This is a genomic window from Enterobacter sp. 237C8 (genome assembly GCF_034106865.1).
Classification (GTDB): Bacteria; Pseudomonadota; Gammaproteobacteria; order Enterobacterales; family Enterobacteriaceae; genus Enterobacter; species Enterobacter asburiae_B.
Window position 1 is genome coordinate 172964 of record NZ_JAWNDF010000003.1, and the last position, 18136, is coordinate 191099.

Here is an 18136-nt window from a genome sequence, read left to right on the forward strand (position 1 = left end):
CTCACGGCAGCCCCTTCATGCACCAGGCCTTCTCGCGGACGCGACGGTTTTCCAGCCCGGCATTTTTGACGCCGTTGACGTACACCCAGCGGGTAAGCTGCCCGCATGCCTGCGGCCACTGTTTACGTTTGATAAAGGACACCAGCGTCGAACGGCAGGCAGCGCCTGCGCCGACATTAAAGGTAAAACTCACCAGCGCGTCATAGACCCGGGGCGGCATCTCTACCGGTGCACACGCCGCCAGACGCCGCTCAACATTGAGCACATCAGCAACCAGGTTTACCGCAGCCTCACGCTCGGTAATGTCCCGCGTCGGCACAACGTTTGCCGTGTGGCCAATGCCGGACGTCCATACGCCGGCGCTACACCGGTAGGGCGAGAGGCGACATCCTTCGAGATCGGCAATCAACGCCAATCCTTCCGGGGACGTTTTCAGTAATCGAAAGTCAGGCATCAGCACCGCCAGGGCCAGCACGCCGGCGACGCTGCAACGCTTAATGATTGAGTTCACGAATGCTCTTCTTATCGAGGCCAAGAGACTGGAGATAGCGCCAGGTTTTGCGCTTAAACCAGTAATTCGTCAGCGCGGTAAAAATGGCGCACAGACTCCCCACGTACAGCGCGACTTTTTCAGGAGACATCGCCCCGAACCATGCCAGCGCCACGGCCAGCCAGTAGGCGATAAACGTGGTGATTTTCTCCAGGCTCAGTCCCATAGGTTTACGGATTCTTTTGTGGGGGCGCTATTCACCTCCGGCATCTCTACCGGCGTGCCGTGAGGCAAGATAACGCCTAACTCCGCGAGGCCAGGATTGGCCTTCAGAACGGCTTCAACGACGCCAGCCGTGCGCCCATAAAAGCGGGCGCAAACGGCATCAAGCGTGTCCCCTTGCATTGCATAGATTTTCATCAGACGCTCCCAACATCCGGTTTCCAGGTACTGTAGAGTTTCCCGGGCCAGCAGGCTTTTCGCTATCGCTGACGGATGGACAATCGCGGGCACAACAGATCGTCCGCGAGCGGCGAAGCGTGGTTCAACGGAAGCGCAAAACAGGAATGAGGGTGTTGGTACGGGTGATGACGCCGGGGCTAGCGCCAGCTCTCGTCTTCCCAGACTTCCCGGAGGATAGCGTCCAGCGCCTCGCGATCGGCTTCTTTTTCAAGCCCCTGGAGCTCGACACCCGTCACCGATCCTATTTTCACGTTCACCCGCGATGACGGAAACAGGTAGCGTATTCTGCGGGTCAGTTCGCACTGAAAGGCCTCAACGACGGCATGATCGATCTGCTGATCTTTATCGAGAGTAATGTTCACCCGAACGTTGCCCTCTTTTTTGATTCGTTCCGGAACAGGCGATGCTGAGAACACAACGGTAAATGCGTTGTTCTTGATTAAATTTCCCCGCGCAATCTCAGCAATCAAATTCAGGGCAATCTCACGATCTCTTTCCTGACACGTTCCTTCCGTCGTCAGTCTCGCAATCAGCTCGACTCGTTCAATCATGACCTGCTCGTTCAACTCTCTGTCCACACAACCTCCACCACGAGATACTGTATAAACATACAGTATCACGTATTCATAAAAAGAGTGAAGCGAAAAATCAGAACCCTTCACGGTATGTACATGATATGGATGGAGATTAGCGTGCCCTCTGAGCGAAGAGATCCGTTAAAAGCCCAATACGTTCAAGGATTTTCCGCGCCTTTTGCTGGTAAGAACACGGTGCCGGAAATAGCGATCCGTCAGCTGCGCCCCTGCACCATTTATCGTTAAAGCGGCTGATGCCTCCCGCCATCAGATGCAGGGCTTCTGCCCGGCTGATGGCTATCCCGGTGGCGAGCCGTATCTCATCGATCACCTTCTCCGGTACCCCGTTCTGCGGGTCGCTCGCGAAGACGACGGGCGCTGTCGCGCCAGGGCGGATGAATTTGATGCGTTCGGTTAACGCCCGCCTCGCACGTCGGCTGAGGGGTTGAGAAAGATCGGTCTGCGTACAGTTATTGACAGAACTCCGAGAGGATACGGGCGCGTCCTTAAGATCCGCGGCCCGCTTCGGCACAATTTTCCACTGCGTGAGCCGGGTTAAAACTGGGCTGCCCGCGCCAACGGCAGAATCGTACACGCCGCGGATGCGGACCGTTTCCTCGCCGTACTGGTTAAACCCGGCGCGCGGCTCATACAGCGTGCGCACCTGTAAATCATCGCGACGCACAAACGGCCCGCCCTGCGCAGTAACGTAACCCGCCCAGTCCCCGGCGTCGGCAGCCTCCTGGACGGCGGCAAATTCAACGCTCAGACCGCGCGCGGCCTCGGCATCCACCAGACGCCGCAGCTCGCGGTAGACCGTTACCGGCGCGCCGCCGATGAACTGAAACTGGCGAATGTGCCAGCGCCCTGCCCAGGCCGACACGGCGGACGCCGTCTCCTTCAGCAGCCCACCGCTTTCGCTATCGGTCTCGCCATCGAGCGCATAGCCGTCGATATTCTTTGAGATGTATTTGGCGATATAGCCGGTAGCGCTGCCTTTCTGCGGATCGATCGCGTCCGCGTGAAAGCGCGCCTGTCTGGCGTCTTCGCTCTGCAGCTCAGCGCCATCCTCCTGCCGGGCGTAATCCCCGATAATCCGGCGAACGCATTCGACGTCTTCCGGCAGCATAAACATCAGCATGTGCCAGTGGGGTGTACCGTCGTGATGGGGTTCCGCAACGCGGATACCAAAGATACGGCGCCCGTCCCGGTGCAGTTTTGCCCGGATACGCGCCCACAGTCGGGTAAAGTAGAGTTGCGTATCCGCCGGGCTGGCCCCGTTCCACTTCGCGTTGGGGAAGCCTGATTTCAGCGTCGCGTGATACTGCGCGGGCGCGGTTAAGGTATAGAACTCGCCCACGTAGCCCAGCGCCTCACAGATATTTTCAAACCCGCGGATGCGGGTCATCAGTTCACAGCGACGTATCGCCGGGTTGGCCGCCGAGCTGTCGTATTTTTCAATCAGGCTGATGCGGTTGCCCTCTTCATCTTCCAGCTCCATGCCCTTGAGAAATTCGCGCGTGCGGCGCTTCTGCTCGCGCCACTCGGTCACGCAGCGTTTGCTCGCATACGCCGTTCTCCGTTTGCTGACGTTGCCGAGGGCAATCTGCAAATGCTCGCGCCAGGCAGCCGCGACCCGACGCAGGCGCCCGCGCCACCACGCCTCGGAAAACATGCGGATCACCGCCGCGGCAACGTCATCTTTGTTGAAAAACGTCTTCGACACCCGCTCCCAGTGCGGAGGCGACACGTTGAACTGTCGGGCGATCAGTCCGGCGCGCTGATACCAGACGTACAGCGTCTGGTATTCACCCATCTCAGCATCGTTAATATTCGCCAGCTCGCCGCGAATAAAGCTGGCGATATCTGCGGCCAGCAGGTCGAGGTCCGCGCGGGACATATCCGGAAGGCGGTTATAGCGGGCCACCAGTTCGACCATCCGCGAGGCGAGGTATTGCAGATGCTGAGTGTCGAAATGGCCGTCAAACACGGCCCTCGAGACCTCGTCGTGCAGGCCTGTGCAGGAATAGCGATCAGAGACCCGCCTCAGACGGGGTAACATCCTTTTGCAGAAGCGGATCAAAAAGGCGTTAGCCTGCGGGCTGCCCCTATGCTGTTCGAGGGCGTCAACCGTGCGCCAGACCTCGAAGCGTACGCAGTCAGGCTGCTGTGAGAGGGCAATTCTTGCCTGCTGCAGCGCCGCGAAAAGGCGATCGCGGCGCTGCTGTTGGGCATGGGTGAGATAAGGGCTGGCAATGGCCGACCGTGGGGCATTCCACGGATAAGCAAATGACGTAGCCAACTTATCCTCCCCGGACGTGTTTATTTTTTATCTCTGCGATCTCCTGGCAGGTTACGCACAGGGCTACGCCGGGCACCGCTATTCGGCGCGCCTCCGGTATCGGCGCCTCGCAGTCCTCGCAGAGGAAACGCGAAGGCGATGCGGGTCGTCTGCGGGCGCGATTAATGTATCGCTCTCTGTCTTCCTGCTCGCGCGCCTGCGCAAGATCGATAAAATCGGCCATCAGTGCAGCTCCTGGGATTCACGCTCGTAGCGAGCCGCCTCGTGGCACAGCAGTTCGGCAACGTCTTCTCCGCTCATGCCGGTTTTGTAGATATGGCTCGCCAGGGCCTCCAGACGCAGGGAGACCGCGAGGGCTCGCGCGCATCGTTCCTCTGTTTTTGCCTCTGCCAGCAGGCGCTTCAGTTCTTCACTTCCGGTCGGATAAGGGCGGTTTTCACTGTTTCGCATCACGCGTTCTCCTTAAATTCAGGCAAAAGGATGCCCGGCGGGTTTACGCCATTAGTTTTTGGGTTGGGTTATATCGGCATGGTCAGCCGTTCAGGAAATAAACTCACGACAGCACGAAAATGATTCATGGCGTTAATCAGCGCCCTTTTCTCCTCTGTGGTTAGCTCACTGAGCTCGCACTCATGACGGGCGACGGGCAATCTCGCCAGGAAAAAGAGGGCGGCCAGCGCCCTGCTGTTCTCCTCAAAACAGGGATCGCGCTTATCGCGCAGCTCAGCCATAAACCGCGCCAGCTCTTTTCCGCTATCGCTCCCGTATCGGGCGCGCAGTTCAGCGATGTGGTTAAGCCCGCTAAGGCGAGCTCCCACGCTAAGTGGAACCCTTGCACGGGCAGCTTCTATCGCCATATCTCCCCTCGCGTAAACTCACGCACGCTAGTGCGCTGAAAACGGGCACAGCACGGTTTTTCCGCCGTTTGATGATTGCGATTTCAGATGCCATGCTGCATGATTCCCATTTTGATAATGTCTGCAATCATTAGCCTCTGTTTGCCAACGCCTGCCGCTGATTGCCCGAATTTGTAATGATACTAATACCCAAATGAGTGTTAGTAAACACCCAAAGGAATATATTTTGATTTTAGATTCTCAAGTGAATAATGACGAGTTACTCGATAGAATCTGTCAGGTATATGGTTTCACGCAGAAAATCCAGCTGGCCCGGCACTTTAATATCGCCGCCAGCTCGCTTCAGAACCGCTACGCGCGCGGTACCGTCTCTTACGACTTTGCGGTTCAGTGCGCGCTGGACACCGGTGCCAGCCTTCGCTGGCTGATGACCGGACAAGGTGCACAGTTTGAAGGTCACCCCGCACCGGGCGATCCGGTTTCGGTTTCCACATTCACACTGAGTGATGGAAAGCTGGAAGAAAATACCACTTTGAGTATTGACTCTGGTTTCTTTAGCAAACCGCTGGCTCGCGGCATCGCCGTTCGGGCGGAGGGAAAGCTGCACTTTATTGAAAAAGAAGCATCGTTAACCGACGGCCTGTGGCTGGTTGAGATTGAAGGCACCGCCAGCATCCGCGACCTCACGCTGCTGCCGGGTAAAAAACTCCACGTGGCGGGCGGCAAGGTTCCGTTTGAATGCGGTATCGACGAGATAAAAACGGTGGGTCGCGTAGTGGGGATTTACAGCGAGGTTAATTGAGGGTGGGTCGGATGCATTCGCCACCAAAGGTGGGGCGCTCGCTTTCGGGTAGGACACGGAAAAACCCGAGGCAGGGGAAAAAGAGGATCGACGCACATTAACAGGGCTGGTGAAGGTGTGGCATGTCGCTCTATCGGGTTTACCCCATAATGAGAGCACCACACATCAACTCATTAAAGAAATCCCCCATCGCGCCGATCATCATCCGTGTGTATTATTTCCTGTAGCTTTTACAACAACTAACCTTAACTCAAATACTTAAGCGCCAAAGCGAAAGGCATCATGAGCACACCGATCAAACGGCTAGAAATCATTAAAAATGCCATTGAACTGGAAGATGACGACATCATCCAGAGCCAGCTGACACGCCTGAAAAATGAAGCGTTTGACGATGAGCTACAGGCAATCGTCGTGGCGCTTGAGGAGAAGAACTACACCGCTGCGATGGCGGCAATTACCGCCTGGCTGCAGGGCCAGCGCGCCGTAACCCAGTGGCGAGATCCGCAGGTGGCCGCCAGCAAGCTGGAGCTGAAGGCGCTGGAAGAGCGTCTGCGCGATCTGATTGACCGGCGCAACGCCCGGGTGCAGCAGCTTGATGAGTTCAACGATCTCTATTTTTCTCGCCTCGGACCGCTGATGCAGCAGATCCTCGCCCTGCGTAAAACGCTGGCCGAGCTCAATCTGCGCCGTCAGCAGGCGGAAGCGCGTCGTCGCGAGGAAGATTACCGTCGCTGCCAGCGCTATATGGCGCAGGCGGTAGAGGTGCTGGCGACGCTCACCCAGCGCTGGCGCGATCTCCCGGCCGACTCCGTGCAGGCCGCTGAGGCGCGTAAGCATCTGGAACAGCAAAGCAATCTGATTGCCAACCTGCTGGCCGAAGCGCTGGAGCTGGAGAGCGGCTTAACGCGCGAAGAGGAGCCTGCGCGTCAGGCGCGCGACGACGCTAACGAAGAGTACGAGAAGTATCGCGAGCAGCATCACGATGCCGAAGTGCGGCTGCGCAAGGGTAAGGATCTTTCGGAAGAGGATCGGAACGAACTCAAGCGCCTCTGGCGGCAGGCGAGCAAGCTCTGCCACCCGGATCTGGTGGCGGACGACCTGAAAGAGGAAGCTAACGCGATGATGGTCCAGCTCAACCAGGCGAAGCAGCGTGGCGACGTTAAAACCATTCGCTCACTGGTGGCCCGCCTGCAGCAGGGCTTTGAGCCATTGATGGCAAGCGACAGGCTGAACGATCTGGAACGTATCCGCAAAAAAATGGCGCAGGTTCGCGAGCAAATCGACATTTTAGTGAACGAGCTGGCAGAGCTGGAGAAAGAGGAATCCTGGCTTCTGGTCTCGTCGCTGAACAATATGGAAGCTTACTTCGCTCAGCAGGAGAAAGCGCTGCACGAGGTCCGCGCCTCGCTCGAACATCAGGTGAGCGAAGCGCAGCTGGATTCCGCCGCCTGATTATTTGGCGTGCCAGTATGCGCTGGCACGCACCAGTTGAGGGTCAATCGCGTCGGTTTCAAACTGACGGCTCAGCGTCTTCACTACCTTCCCTTCCCCGGTCAGCCAGATGAAGTAATCTTCCCCTGGAACGGTCAGCGCCGCCAGATGGTCCGCTACCGCCCGCTCGCTGTGGCCCACCACCCAGGTGATGTTGAATTCACTCAGGTGCGCCAGATACGCCTTATAAGAATCGTCCCCGACCGTCACAACCGCATGAATTTCCGGGCGAACCGGCAGTTTAGCAATGCTCTCTAAGCGTCGACGCAGCGCGGGCATGCCGGACTCGTCGCACACGTACAGCTGCCAGGCGTAATCCTCCGGCACCACCAGCGAACCGCGCGGGCCGCCGATGGTCAGCCTGTCTCCCGCTTTCGCCTCGACTGCCCAGCGGCTGGCAATGCCGCCGTCATGAACGAAGAAATCGAGCACCAGCTCATGGTTTGCCTCGTCGTACAGCGGCGTGTAGTCGCGCGTCTGAGGACGTACGCCGTCACCCCAGTCGATGCCTTCATCGGTGACCACCGGCGGTACAAATACCTCCCCAGGAGCCGGGAAAAAGACTTTTGTATGGTCGTCGAAACCGCGGGAACTAAAGCCCTCCAGCTGCTCGCCGCCTAAAACAATGCGCTGGAAACCCGCGCTGGCGCGCTCAACGCGGAGCACCGTCAGCTCGCGAAAGCGCAGGTCATTACGAACACGCTGTGGGTAACGGGTAGATGCCATTTTTAGCCCCTTCTCTGGTGAATACGATATATCTAAATCAATTATCCAAATGATAATGATTACTAGTAAGTAAAAATGCAAGATCTTTTAGATTGCATCTGAATATATCTTAGATATAGTTTAGATATATCAAATTAAGAGAACTACTATGCGACACGAACACGACAGCGGCGGGCGCCGACCGCGCTTTTTCGGCCACGGCGATCTGCGGCTGGTGATTCTGGATATCCTGACCCGCAGCGCGAGCCACGGCTACGAGCTGATCAAAGAGATCGAGAATCTGACCCAGGGGAACTATACCCCGAGCCCAGGGGTGATCTACCCGACCCTGGATTATCTTCAGGATCAGACCTTTATCACCATTACGGAAGAAGATAACGGTCGTAAGAAGATTGCGATTACCGCTGAAGGACAACGCTGGCTGGACGAAAACCGGGAACAGCTGGAACAGATCCAGGTGCGTATCAAAGCGCGTTCCGTCGGTTTTCAGCTGCGCAAAAACCCGCAGATGAAGCGGGCGCTGGATAACTTCAAAGCGGTGTTAGACCTGAAGGTGAATCAGGGAGAGCTCAGCGACGCGCAGCTCAAGCAGATTATCGGCGTTATTGACCGCGCGGCGCTCGAGATCTCCCAGCTGGACTAAGCCGGAGCGTGCTCGCTCACGCGGAAGACGCGTACCAGCTCCTTCAGGTGCATCGCCTGTTCGTTAAGCGATGCCGCCGCCGCGACGGACTCCTCCACCAGCGCGGAGTTCTGCTGGGTGGTGGCATCAATCAGGCCAATCGCGCTGTTAATCTGCGAGATACCTTCCGTCTGCTCGTGGCTGGCCTGGCGGATTTCGCGCAGGATCACGTCCATCTCTTCCACGTTGCCGACCATCCCGTTGATCAGCGCACTCGCTTTTTCAACCAGGTTCATCCCGTCCTGGGTCTGGCTGGTAGAGCTCTCAATCAGCTCGCGGATTTCGCTGGCAGACGACGCGCTCTTCTGGGCAAGCTGGCGAACTTCACCCGCCACCACCGCAAAGCCGCGACCGTGCTCGCCGGCGCGCGCCGCTTCCACCGCCGCGTTCAACGCCAGAATATTGGTCTGGAAAGCAATAGCGTCGATCAGGTCGATAATGTCGGACATCCGGTTCGACGTCTCGTTAATCAGGCGCATTTTGCTGGTCACCTGCTTCATCATCTCGCCGTTGTTTTTAACCACCGTGGCGGCATCCGCCGAGAGGTTGGTCGCTTCCCCGGTATGCGAGGCGGTATTTTTCACCGTTGCGGTGATCTGCTCCATCGAGGCGGCGGTCTGTTCAACGGAGCTTGCCTGCTCTTCGGTACGCGCGGCCAGATCCTGGTTCCCGGCGACAATCTGCGCGGCTGCGCTGGAGATATTCTCCGAGCCGGTTTGCACCTGCTGCACGATGTCCAGCAGTCGCGTTTTCATCTCCATCAGCGCATGCAGCAGCAGGCCCGTTTCGTCTTTACCGTGTGGCGTGATGCTGCCCGTAAGATCGCCCTCAGAAATGGCTTTTGCAAAATGCACCGCCTCGCCGAGCGGACGAGTGATAGCGCGCACGATAAACCAGCCAATCAGGCTGCCTGCCGCGACGCTAAAGAGCGTGAGCAGGATCAGCAGCAGGCGGTTAGACCTGAAATCCCCTTCCACCTGCGCGCCGGCACTCTGCATCTCGCTGTTTTGAATGGTAATCAGCTCCTTCACCTTCGCTTTATAAGCCTGCTGCACGGCGAGGGTGGTGGTCATCATCTCCTGAATAGCGCCCGCACGATTGTTGTTCTGCACCGCCTGCAAAATGCGGTAGCGCGAGTCCAGATACTGCTGGCGCACGCTGCGGATCTCCGCCAGCACCTGCTGAGACTTTTGATCCTGCAACGCGTTGTTCAGCTCGCCCAGGATCACCGTGATGTGCTCGCTGATCTCTTTCAGGCGCTGCTGAGATTGCCCCGTATAGGTGCCCTGCTCGTCCAGCAGCATCAGCTGTTGAGTGCTAATAAATTCCTGGAAGTTATCGATTAACTGGTTCGCTTTTACCGTGGTCGGATAATCACTGGTAATAATCGATTGCATCCCGTTATTAGCCCGGTTCAGGCTCAGCAGAGACAGGCTCGCACTGATGGCCATCAGGACAATAAAGAACCCGAACGCCAGAAATAATTTCGTGCCGATCTTTACGTCATGTAAGAACATATTTTCTCCATCGATGTGATTATTTCTCAGACGATCGCTGTTATCGGTAACGATTTCGCTAACTTTATGAGTTTGATCGTTTTTTTATTTCATAACCCCCGCAATGCATAGGTGTAGGCTATTAATATGGCCTCATCGATCGTTACCAGACCGTCAAACGGGGTATTTTCGAAATAGCATTCTGAAGAACTGACTTAGGCAGGAATAAATAACTGAGGCACTTTCTTTAGTTATTTAATATTAAATTAACAATAAACCACATTAATAGTCACAATCAGAAAAATAAAAAGCCGTTTATTCCCTACGGTATAAACGGCTTTTTTGGAACATTACTGACTCAGTGGAGCACAGTCACCGCATCCTTTAGGCGTCCGGCGCGGTGCTTCACCATTGCAGAAATGTGGGCGCTCTCCTCGACCAGGTCGGCGTTTTTCTGCGTGATGCTGTCGAGTTCGGCCACCGCGCGGGTCAACTCTGACAGCCCGGTTGCCTGCTCGGAGGTCGCGTGGCTGATCTGGGCGATAAGCTGCGTCACGTTTTTCACCTGCACTACGATATCATCCATCGTGCGGCCTGCGGCGTGAACCTGCTCAGAGCCGGACTGCACCTTGCTGGCGCTGGCATCAATGAGTTTACGAATATCATTGGCGGCACTGGCGCTGCGGCTGGCGAGATGGCGAACTTCGCCCGCGACCACGGCAAAACCTTTTCCCTGCTCTCCTGCCCTTGCCGCTTCAACCGCCGCGTTCAGCGCCAGAATATTGGTCTGGAAAGCGATGTCGTTAATCAGGGAGGTAATCGAGCCAATCCGCTGCGTGCTGTCGGCAATGTCATCCATGGTTTTAACGACGGTCTGCATCGCGTTGCCCCCTTTCGTCGCCGCGCTGCTCGCGGCCACGGAGAGTTTATCCACCTCGGCGGCGGTTTCAGAGTTACTCTGAACGGAAGCGGCCATCTGGTTCATTGTTGCAACGGTCTGCTGCACGTTCGCCACGGTCTGACGCGTCCGATCGTTCAGGTCTTCATTTCCCTGCGCCAGCCTGTCGCTGCCGTCACGGACGCTCACTACCTGGCTCGAGACGTCATTGATTAACCAGCGGCACATCAGGCCCAGCTGCCCGACCGCGCGCAGCGTCAGCCCCAGCTCGTCGCTGCGGTTCAGATGCTGCACGCTGTTGCGTTCACCGGTTGCGACCTTCAGGGCCTGTCGCGCCACATTCTCTACCGGGCGGACAATCTGTTGCTCAAACAGCAGCGTCCCCAGCAGCATCACCACCGCGGCAGCAACGAGCGGCATCCACCCGGCGGAAGTCGCGATCAGCGTGGCGGCGAGAACGGCAAAAAGCGCCGCCATCACGCTGCGCACGCGCCAGCGCAGCGGCATTGCCGGCAGTTTACCCAGCCAGCCTTTTCCAACCACCAGCCCCTTGTGCACGCGTTTCTTACAGCTCCCGTCGTTCAGCGCCCGGTAGAGCGGCTCCACGGCCGCAATCTCTTCGGCTGTGGCTTTGGTGCGAATGGACATATAGCCCGTCACCTGCCCGCGGCGCACCATCGGCACCGCATTCGCTCGCACCCAGTAGTGGTCACCGTTTTTGCGCCGGTTTTTGACAATCCCGCTCCACGGCTCGCCCTGCTGCAGCGTGTACCACATATCGGCAAACGCGGCTTTTGGCATGTCGGGGTGGCGGACCAGATTGTGCGGCTGGCCCGTCAGCTCATCAAGCTGGTAGCCGCTCACCTGCACAAAGGTGTCGTTGGCGTGTGTGATGTAGCTGTGGACGTCTGTGGTAGACATTAAGGTGGTGTCATCGTCCAGAGAATATTCATTCTGGGTGACATAGGTTGGAGAGGACATCGTGGGCATCCCTTGCAGGTTATTTGAATGTTAATTTTGTGGGTCAATGTTTTTTCGGCGGTAAACAATTTATCTTTAGTTGTTAAACTTGATGAAGATCGCAGATTTCACTTAAACCATACTTTTTGTACGATTTTATAATTCATTGATTTCAAATACTTTCGCAAAGAAATTACCTATAAAGCATGACCAGTTAATGCCCACTTAAGTTGCAGCCAATGCACTTCTTTAGTGCAGATGCGCTTTTCCGGCCTCATTTACCCTTTTTGTCCTGTACCGCTAAATCCCGTTTCGGTTGCTCCGGCATGATTAAATATTGTGCAACATTATTTTAACCTGGCGTTTATCCCGATTTTCGTTAAGTCATCTGAAGTGGCGTAATCCCTGCAATACTTAAACCAGTATCATGTGATACGCGATCCCCGGGAGCACATTTTGAACAGGTTACCTTCCAGCGCCTCGGCTCTTGCCTGTACCGCGCACGCACTGAATCTCATTGAGAAGCGAACGCTCGATCATGAGGAGATGAAACAACTTAACCGAGAGGTCATCGATTACTTTAAAGAGCACGTCAATCCAGGTTTTCTGGAGTATCGCAAATCTGTTACCGCCGGCGGGGATTACGGAGCCGTAGAGTGGCAAGCGGGGAGTCTTAACACGCTTGTCGACACCCAGGGACAGGAGTTTATCGATTGCCTGGGTGGTTTTGGTATCTTCAACGTGGGGCACCGTAATCCAGTTGTGGTTTCCGCCGTACAGAATCAACTTGCGAAACAACCTCTCCATAGCCAGGAACTGCTCGACCCGCTTCGCGCTATGCTCGCGAAAACGCTGGCGGCCTTAACGCCCGGCAAACTGAAGTACAGCTTCTTTAGCAACAGCGGCACGGAATCGGTCGAAGCGGCGATTAAACTCGCCAAAGCGTACCAGTCGCCGCGCGGGAAATTCACCTTTATCGCCACCAGCGGCGCGTTCCACGGTAAATCCCTGGGCGCACTGTCTGCTACCGCCAAATCCACCTTCCGCAAACCGTTTATGCCGCTGCTGCCGGGCTTCCGCCACGTGCCGTTTGGCGACATTAACGCCATGCGCACCGTGCTGAGTGAATGCCGTAAAACCGGTGATGACGTGGCGGCGGTGATCCTGGAGCCGATTCAGGGCGAAGGCGGCGTTATCCTCCCTCCGCAGGGCTATCTGCCCGCCGTGCGTCAGCTGTGCGATGAGTTTGGCGCGCTGCTGATCCTCGACGAAGTCCAGACCGGGATGGGGCGCACCGGCAAGATGTTTGCCTGCGAGCACGAAAACGTGCAGCCGGACATCCTGTGCCTGGCGAAAGCGCTCGGCGGCGGCGTGATGCCGATTGGTGCGACGGTTGCGACTGAAGAGGTGTTCTCGGTGCTGTTCGACAACCCGTTCCTGCATACCACCACCTTTGGCGGTAACCCGCTGGCCTGCGCGGCCGCGCTGGCAACCATCAATGTGCTGCTGGAGCAAAACCTGCCCGCGCAGGCGGAGCAGAAAGGCGACATGCTGCTGGACGGCTTCCGTCAGCTAGGCCGGGAGTATCCGGACCTGGTGCAGGACGCGCGTGGGAAAGGGATGCTGATGGCGATTGAATTTGTCGATAACGAAACCGGCTATAGCTTCGCGAGCGAGATGTTCCGCCAGCGGGTACTGGTCGCCGGAACGCTCAACAACTCGAAAACCATCCGCATCGAACCGCCGCTGACGCTGACGATTGAGCAGTGCGAGCAGGTGCTGAAAGCGGCGCGTAAAGCGCTGGCAGCGCTGCGAATAAGTGTGGAAGAGGCGTAAGCAACGCCCGGTGGCGCTACGCTAACCCGGCCTACAAAATACTGCATGCAGGCCCGGTAAGCGTAGCGCCACCGGGCTGCTTTTTATCGGTGAAATTCCGCCACCGTCATGGTGAAGCGAAGCACGGTATCGCCTTCGTTCGCATATCCGTGCGCCGCTTCCGTTTTCGCCACCGCCGATGCGCCAGCGTTAACCTGGGTCACCGTCTCATCCACCGTCAACGTTAAAACGCCTTCGTTCACGTGCAGCAGCTCAAAGGTTCCCGCCGGGTGCCCCGGAGAGGTAAAGCGCTCTCCCGGCTGCATCTCCCACTGCCATAGCTCAATCATATCCGGGCCTGCGGTTCCCGCCAGCAGTCTGGCGCGTCCACCCTGTGCGCCCTGCCACAGCACCGGAATCGCGGCCTCTTCGATAACGTGCACCAGCGGCTCGCTGGATACGTTGACGATATCCGCTACGGAGATGCCGAGCGCGGCGGCCAGCTTGCACAAGATGGCGATACTGGGGTTGGCTGCGCCCTTTTCGATCTCCACCAGCATGCCTTTGCTAACGCCTGCCCGGCGGGACAGCTCGTCCAGAGACAGCTTTTTCTCTTTGCGCCAGTTGCGTATGCGGTTTGCCACGGCCAGGCTTACCTGGGCAACATTGGCACCCTGCAAAGTCATTATATTGACTTTATCAGTCATTGGTCACTACCATGGTATAAAACAGTCAATACAGGATTATTTATGTCTCTCGTTACGCCGTCAATAGATTCGCATCTTGCCGGGATTGCCCCGGGCTTTCGGGCGCTGAGCATTCTGGTTGAAGCTGCGCCGATAACCCACCCCGAGGTTGCGCCCGCCGCGTTGGCGCAGGCCTGCCAGCAGATGTTGAATGATGATGTGCCATGGGCTGATGCACACCTTTCAGACTGGGATGAGGTGTTTAAAGCCTTCGGCGCGAAACCGAAACGCACGCCCTGCTCGGCATCTGCCCTGCGCAAGCGGGTACTGAAAGACGGTTCGCTGCCGTCGCTGGATCCGGTCGTAGATATCTATAACGCGGTGAGTATTCGCTATGCCATTCCGGTGGGCGGGGAAAATCTCGCGGCGTATTCGGGTGCGCCGCGTCTGACGCTGGCCGACGGCAGCGAGCCGTTTGATACCTTCAAAGAGGGACAACCAGTGATGGAACATCCGGAACCGGGCGAGGTTATCTGGCGCGACGATCTCGGCGTCACCTGCCGCCGCTGGAACTGGCGACAGGGGGTACGTACCCGTCTGGACAAGCAGGCACAATCCATGTGGTTTATTCTTGAAAGCCTGCCGTCGATGCCCCTTGCGGCACTGGAAGAGGCAGGAGAAGAACTGGTCAACAACCTGCAGCGGCTGATGCCGGGAGCCACGGCTCGGGTTCAGCTGCTGACGCTGTAGGAGGACAACACAATGTTTCACGGGTTAAGCGCGTTTCCGTTAACCCCCCTGAAAGAGGGGACGTTTGACGAGCACTCCTTCATCAATCTTCTGCGCCCCGTGGTCGACGCTGGTATGGATTCACTGGGCATTTTGGGCTCAACGGGAAGTTACGCCTATCTGACCGTTGAAGAGCGCGGTCGGATCGCACGATGCGCGGTGGCGCATGCTGATGACATTCCGGTCATCGTCAGCATCGGCGCATTGCGGCTGGACGATATTCTGCGTCTGGCTGACGACGCGCAATCGGCAGGTGTCTCCGGCGTGCTGCTGGCACCCGTTTCGTACCAGCGATTAACGGAAGACGAAGTGTTTAATCTGTATGAAACGGTGACCCGCCAGCTCTCCGTACCGCTGTGCATTTACGATAATCCCGCCACGACCGGTTTTTCGTTTAGCGATGAACTGTTATTTGCCGCCGCGGCCCTGCCGAATATAGGGTCCATAAAGCTTGGCCGCGTGCCGGAGGACCTGTTGCAGGTACGCGCTCGTCTACCTGATACCGTCACGCTGGGCATCGCCGGTGACTGGCGAGCGGCCTCCGCCCTGCAGGCCGGGTTTGACGTCTGGTACTCGGTGGTCGGCGGGTTGTTTCCGCAAACAGCGCTGGCGATTGCCCGTTCGAAAGAGTCGGCACAATCCGAGCGGCTGGAGCCGCTTTGGGAATTGTTCCGTCGCTACGGCAGCTTACGGGTTATCGCGGCGGCGGCAGAGATGATGGGAAAAGTGGCTGCACCTGCGTTGCCTTTCCCGTTACAGGCGCTTCAGGGTGAGCCGCGTGAAGCGCTTGCAAAGTTATTTGTCAGCCTGGATCTGGCCTGAAAAACGCCGGGTGGCGCTAACGCTTACCCGGCCTACCGCACCGTCCCGCACCCCGTAGGCCCGGTAAGCGTAAGCGCCACCGGGCAAAGCCGCTACTCCGGCAGTAGTCCCACAAAACTGCGTTTCTTGCGCGGCTCCGACATCAGCTCTTCGAGCTTATCCACGCACGCCAGATAGTGCGGGGTTTGCTTATGCGCCAGCACCGCCTCTTCGTCTTTATAGGCCTCGTAGATAAAGAACCGGGTCTTCACCCTCGGGTCCTGCAATACGTCAAAGCGCAGGTTTCCCGGCTCCTGGATTGCCCCCTCGTGGTTGGCGCGAAACACCTCCAGAAACTCGTCTACCCGCTCGGGCTTGATGTTGATCTCCACCAGCGTCACGTTCATTTTGCTTCTCCCTGTTTCTCTTCCTGCCAGAACTGGAACGCATCGCGGGCATTCCAGTTCTCGTGAACCACTTTTTTCACCGCCTTCAGCATGGAGAGCGGCGCGCTGGACTGGAAGATGTTGCGTCCCATATCCACGCCCGACGCCCCCTGATCGATAGCCCGCCAGCACATTTCCAGCGCCTCGTGCTCCGGCAGCTTTTTGCCCCCGGCGATAACGATCGGCACCGGACAGCTGGCGGTCACTTTTTCAAAGCCCTCGTCCACGTAATAGGTTTTGACGAACTGCGCCCCCATTTCGGCGGCGATGCGGCTGGCCAGCGAGAAATAGCGCGCGTCGCGCGCCATCTCTTTACCGACGCCCGTCACCGCCAGCGTCGGCATGCCGTAGCGCGCGCCCGCATCCACCAGCTTGATGATGTTGTTGATCGACTGATGCTCAAACTCGCTGCCGATGTAAACCTGCGCCGCCACCGCGCAGACGTTCAGGCGCAGCGCGTCCTCCATCGCCACCGCCACGCACTCGTTCGACAGTTCGCCCAGAATCGAGTTACCGCCCGAGGCGCGCAGCACCACCGGTTTGTTCGTGGCGGCTGGCACTTGGCTCCTGAGGATGCCGCGGGTGCACATCAGCACGTCGGTTTCGCCAAACAGCGGCGCGATGGAGAGATCGATGCGCTCAAGGCCGGTGGTCGGCCCCTGAAAATAGCCGTGGTCAAAGGCCAGCATCACCGTGCGGTTGCTCTGCGGGTTGAAAATGCGCGCCAGCCGGGACTGCATGCCCCAGTCCAGCGAGCCGCAGCCCTTCAGGGTGTACGGCACATTCTGCTGCGGCGTGCCGATGCCAAAATCCTTGCCGTCTTTGATGTCGTCTAAATCAGCCATTTGCTCCCCCGTCAGAAATCGTATTTGCTGATGTTCTCTTTGGTGAACACCACGCGCTCCGGCAGCAGCACGATGCCGTTGCCCTTCGCCTCATACTGGTAGCCCTGCACGCTGTTCGGCTCGACCTTCAGCGCGCCGATATTTTTTACGTCCACGCTGTCGCCGACGTTAAGATCGCCTTTTTTCAGCAGGCGATCGGCGACGTTGACCGCAATTTTGCCCTGTTGTACGACATCCCACAGGCCGAAGGCTTTCACCGTGCCGCGCTCAACGTACGGGCGCATCACGTTCGGCGTGCTGAAGCCGACAATCGCCACCCCTTCCCGCTTCAGGTTTTCCGCCGCCTGCGCCGCCGCTGGAAGCGCGTTGGCGTCCGGGGCGATAATCGCGTCCAGATCCGGATACGCTTTTAAGATCCCTTCGGCGGTTTGCAGGGATTTGGTGGCGTCGTTATAGCCAAACTGGGTCGTCACGACCTGCCACTGGGGGTGATCTTTCTCGATTTTGGCCTTCGCCTCTTTCACCCACTGGTTCTGGTCGGTGACGGTCGGGCTGGAGTAGAAGAACGCCACTTTAGCGTTCGGTTTGGTGACCTGTTTGCCCGCCATCTCCACCAGCAGGCCGCCCAGCTGCTCCGGCGTCCCCTGGTTGATGTAGATGCTGCGGCACTCCGGTTTGGTGTCGGAATCCCAGGTCAGGACCTTGACGCCGCGCTGCATCGCGCGCTTGAGCGCCGGGCAGAGGCCGTCCGGCGACACGGCGGAGACGATAATGGCGTTATAGCCCTGGTTAACGAAGTTATTGATGAGCTGCACCTGCCCGGAGACGCTCGGCTCGGTCGGGCCATCGTAGGTCACGTCCACGCCGAGGTCTTTCCCCGCCTCTTTCGCGCCGTTGCCGCCGCTGGTGAAGAACCCCACGCCCACCAGCTTCGGGATAAAGGCGATGCGGTCCGCCGCCTGCGCCGAGGCGAAGCTGAGGGCCATTGCCAGGACTATCAGTTTTGTTTTCAT

General features: G+C 57.7%; 21 protein-coding genes. 6 read left to right on the forward strand and 15 right to left on the reverse strand.

Annotation, left to right across the window (positions count from 1 at the left end; all coding sequences use genetic code 11):
• Position 1 precedes the first annotated feature (1 nt).
• The 8 genes from USF70_RS12590 to USF70_RS12625 form a co-directional block, all read right to left on the reverse strand.
• Positions 2–511, reverse strand: a complete 510-nt coding sequence (locus USF70_RS12590) for a lysozyme (RefSeq protein ID WP_048981243.1) — start codon at positions 509–511, stop codon at positions 2–4.
• Complete coding sequence (locus USF70_RS12595; protein WP_029741404.1) at positions 495–716, reverse strand: HP1 family phage holin; 222 nt, start codon at positions 714–716, stop codon at positions 495–497. Before USF70_RS12595 ends, USF70_RS12590 begins: the two co-directional genes overlap by 17 nt.
• Positions 707–910 carry a tail protein X gene (locus USF70_RS12600; protein ID WP_023309248.1) on the reverse strand — a complete coding sequence of 68 codons (204 nt, stop codon included), beginning with the start codon at positions 908–910 and terminating at the stop codon, positions 707–709. Before USF70_RS12600 ends, USF70_RS12595 begins: the two co-directional genes overlap by 10 nt.
• 179 nt (positions 911–1089) lie before the next feature.
• Positions 1090–1530: a DinI-like family protein gene (locus tag USF70_RS12605; RefSeq protein ID WP_196355060.1), complete on the reverse strand. Its 441-nt coding sequence runs from the start codon at positions 1528–1530 to the stop codon at positions 1090–1092.
• A gap of 109 nt (positions 1531–1639) precedes the next feature.
• Positions 1640–3829 carry a replication endonuclease gene (locus tag USF70_RS12610; protein ID WP_320735676.1) on the reverse strand — a complete coding sequence of 730 codons (2190 nt, stop codon included), beginning with the start codon at positions 3827–3829 and terminating at the stop codon, positions 1640–1642.
• Position 3830: 1 nt separating this feature from the next.
• Positions 3831–4052 carry a TraR/DksA family transcriptional regulator gene (locus USF70_RS12615; protein WP_087823171.1) on the reverse strand — a complete coding sequence of 74 codons (222 nt, stop codon included), beginning with the start codon at positions 4050–4052 and terminating at the stop codon, positions 3831–3833.
• Positions 4052–4279 carry a DUF2732 family protein gene (locus USF70_RS12620; RefSeq protein ID WP_029741400.1) on the reverse strand — a complete coding sequence of 76 codons (228 nt, stop codon included), beginning with the start codon at positions 4277–4279 and terminating at the stop codon, positions 4052–4054. The genes USF70_RS12615 and USF70_RS12620 overlap by 1 nt, the downstream gene beginning before the upstream one ends.
• A 68-nt stretch (positions 4280–4347) precedes the next feature.
• The gene (locus USF70_RS12625) at positions 4348–4686 is read right to left on the reverse strand and encodes a DUF5347 domain-containing protein (RefSeq protein WP_033146696.1); all 339 of its coding nucleotides are present in this window, start codon (positions 4684–4686) and stop codon (positions 4348–4350) included.
• Positions 4687–4912: 226 nt separating this feature from the next.
• Here USF70_RS12625 and USF70_RS12630 point away from each other — a divergent pair, with 226 nt between their 5' ends.
• Together USF70_RS12630 and USF70_RS12635 are read left to right on the forward strand one after the other, a co-directional pair.
• Entirely contained in the window at positions 4913–5488 is a 576-nt protein-coding gene (locus USF70_RS12630; RefSeq protein WP_232938739.1) for a phage repressor protein CI, read from the forward strand.
• A gap of 282 nt (positions 5489–5770) precedes the next feature.
• Positions 5771–6940, forward strand: a complete 1170-nt coding sequence (locus USF70_RS12635; protein ID WP_033146698.1) for a DNA repair protein — start codon at positions 5771–5773, stop codon at positions 6938–6940.
• Here USF70_RS12635 and USF70_RS12640 read toward each other — a convergent pair whose 3' ends face one another.
• On the reverse strand, positions 6941–7705 hold the full coding sequence (locus USF70_RS12640; protein ID WP_246946687.1) for a siderophore-interacting protein: 765 nt from the start codon (positions 7703–7705) through the stop codon (positions 6941–6943). It abuts the gene before it with no gap.
• Positions 7706–7853: 148 nt separating this feature from the next.
• On the opposite strand from USF70_RS12640, the gene USF70_RS12645 reads away from it, so the two are divergent.
• Complete coding sequence (locus tag USF70_RS12645; protein WP_167818700.1) at positions 7854–8348, forward strand: PadR family transcriptional regulator; 495 nt, start codon at positions 7854–7856, stop codon at positions 8346–8348.
• On the opposite strand, the gene USF70_RS12650 is transcribed toward USF70_RS12645, so the two are convergent.
• Both USF70_RS12650 and USF70_RS12655 read right to left on the reverse strand, forming a co-directional pair.
• On the reverse strand, positions 8345–9904 hold the full coding sequence (locus USF70_RS12650) for a methyl-accepting chemotaxis protein (protein ID WP_023333505.1): 1560 nt from the start codon (positions 9902–9904) through the stop codon (positions 8345–8347). The genes USF70_RS12645 and USF70_RS12650 overlap by 4 nt on opposite strands.
• A gap of 337 nt (positions 9905–10241) precedes the next feature.
• On the reverse strand, positions 10242–11762 hold the full coding sequence (locus tag USF70_RS12655) for a PAS domain-containing methyl-accepting chemotaxis protein (RefSeq protein ID WP_182931230.1): 1521 nt from the start codon (positions 11760–11762) through the stop codon (positions 10242–10244).
• Positions 11763–12197: 435 nt separating this feature from the next.
• Between USF70_RS12655 and ygjG the strand changes: the two genes are divergently transcribed.
• Positions 12198–13577, forward strand: coding sequence for a putrescine aminotransferase (ygjG, locus tag USF70_RS12660; protein WP_023309267.1), 1380 nt, complete (start codon positions 12198–12200; stop codon positions 13575–13577).
• An 83-nt stretch (positions 13578–13660) separates the two neighbouring features.
• On the opposite strand, the gene USF70_RS12665 is transcribed toward ygjG, so the two are convergent.
• Positions 13661–14263: a helix-turn-helix domain-containing protein gene (locus USF70_RS12665; RefSeq protein WP_320735677.1), complete on the reverse strand. Its 603-nt coding sequence runs from the start codon at positions 14261–14263 to the stop codon at positions 13661–13663.
• A 42-nt stretch (positions 14264–14305) separates the two neighbouring features.
• Between USF70_RS12665 and USF70_RS12670 the strand changes: the two genes are divergently transcribed.
• Positions 14306–14992, forward strand: coding sequence for a B3/4 domain-containing protein (locus USF70_RS12670; RefSeq protein ID WP_182931232.1), 687 nt, complete (start codon positions 14306–14308; stop codon positions 14990–14992).
• Between the two features lie 12 nt (positions 14993–15004).
• Positions 15005–15853: a dihydrodipicolinate synthase family protein gene (locus tag USF70_RS12675; protein WP_150182663.1), complete on the forward strand. Its 849-nt coding sequence runs from the start codon at positions 15005–15007 to the stop codon at positions 15851–15853.
• A gap of 92 nt (positions 15854–15945) precedes the next feature.
• On the opposite strand, the gene lsrG is transcribed toward USF70_RS12675, so the two are convergent.
• The 3 genes from lsrG to lsrB are packed head-to-tail and all read right to left on the reverse strand — an operon-like array spanning position 15946 to position 18136.
• Positions 15946–16239, reverse strand: coding sequence for a (4S)-4-hydroxy-5-phosphonooxypentane-2,3-dione isomerase (lsrG, locus tag USF70_RS12680; protein WP_008503162.1), 294 nt, complete (start codon positions 16237–16239; stop codon positions 15946–15948).
• Positions 16236–17123 (reverse strand): 3-hydroxy-5-phosphonooxypentane-2,4-dione thiolase, encoded by an 888-nt coding sequence (gene lsrF, locus USF70_RS12685; RefSeq protein ID WP_058841619.1) that lies wholly within the window; start codon positions 17121–17123, stop codon positions 16236–16238. Before lsrF ends, lsrG begins: the two co-directional genes overlap by 4 nt.
• Before the next feature lie 11 nt (positions 17124–17134).
• The gene (gene lsrB, locus USF70_RS12690) at positions 17135–18136 is read right to left on the reverse strand and encodes an autoinducer 2 ABC transporter substrate-binding protein LsrB (RefSeq protein WP_033146708.1); all 1002 of its coding nucleotides are present in this window, start codon (positions 18134–18136) and stop codon (positions 17135–17137) included.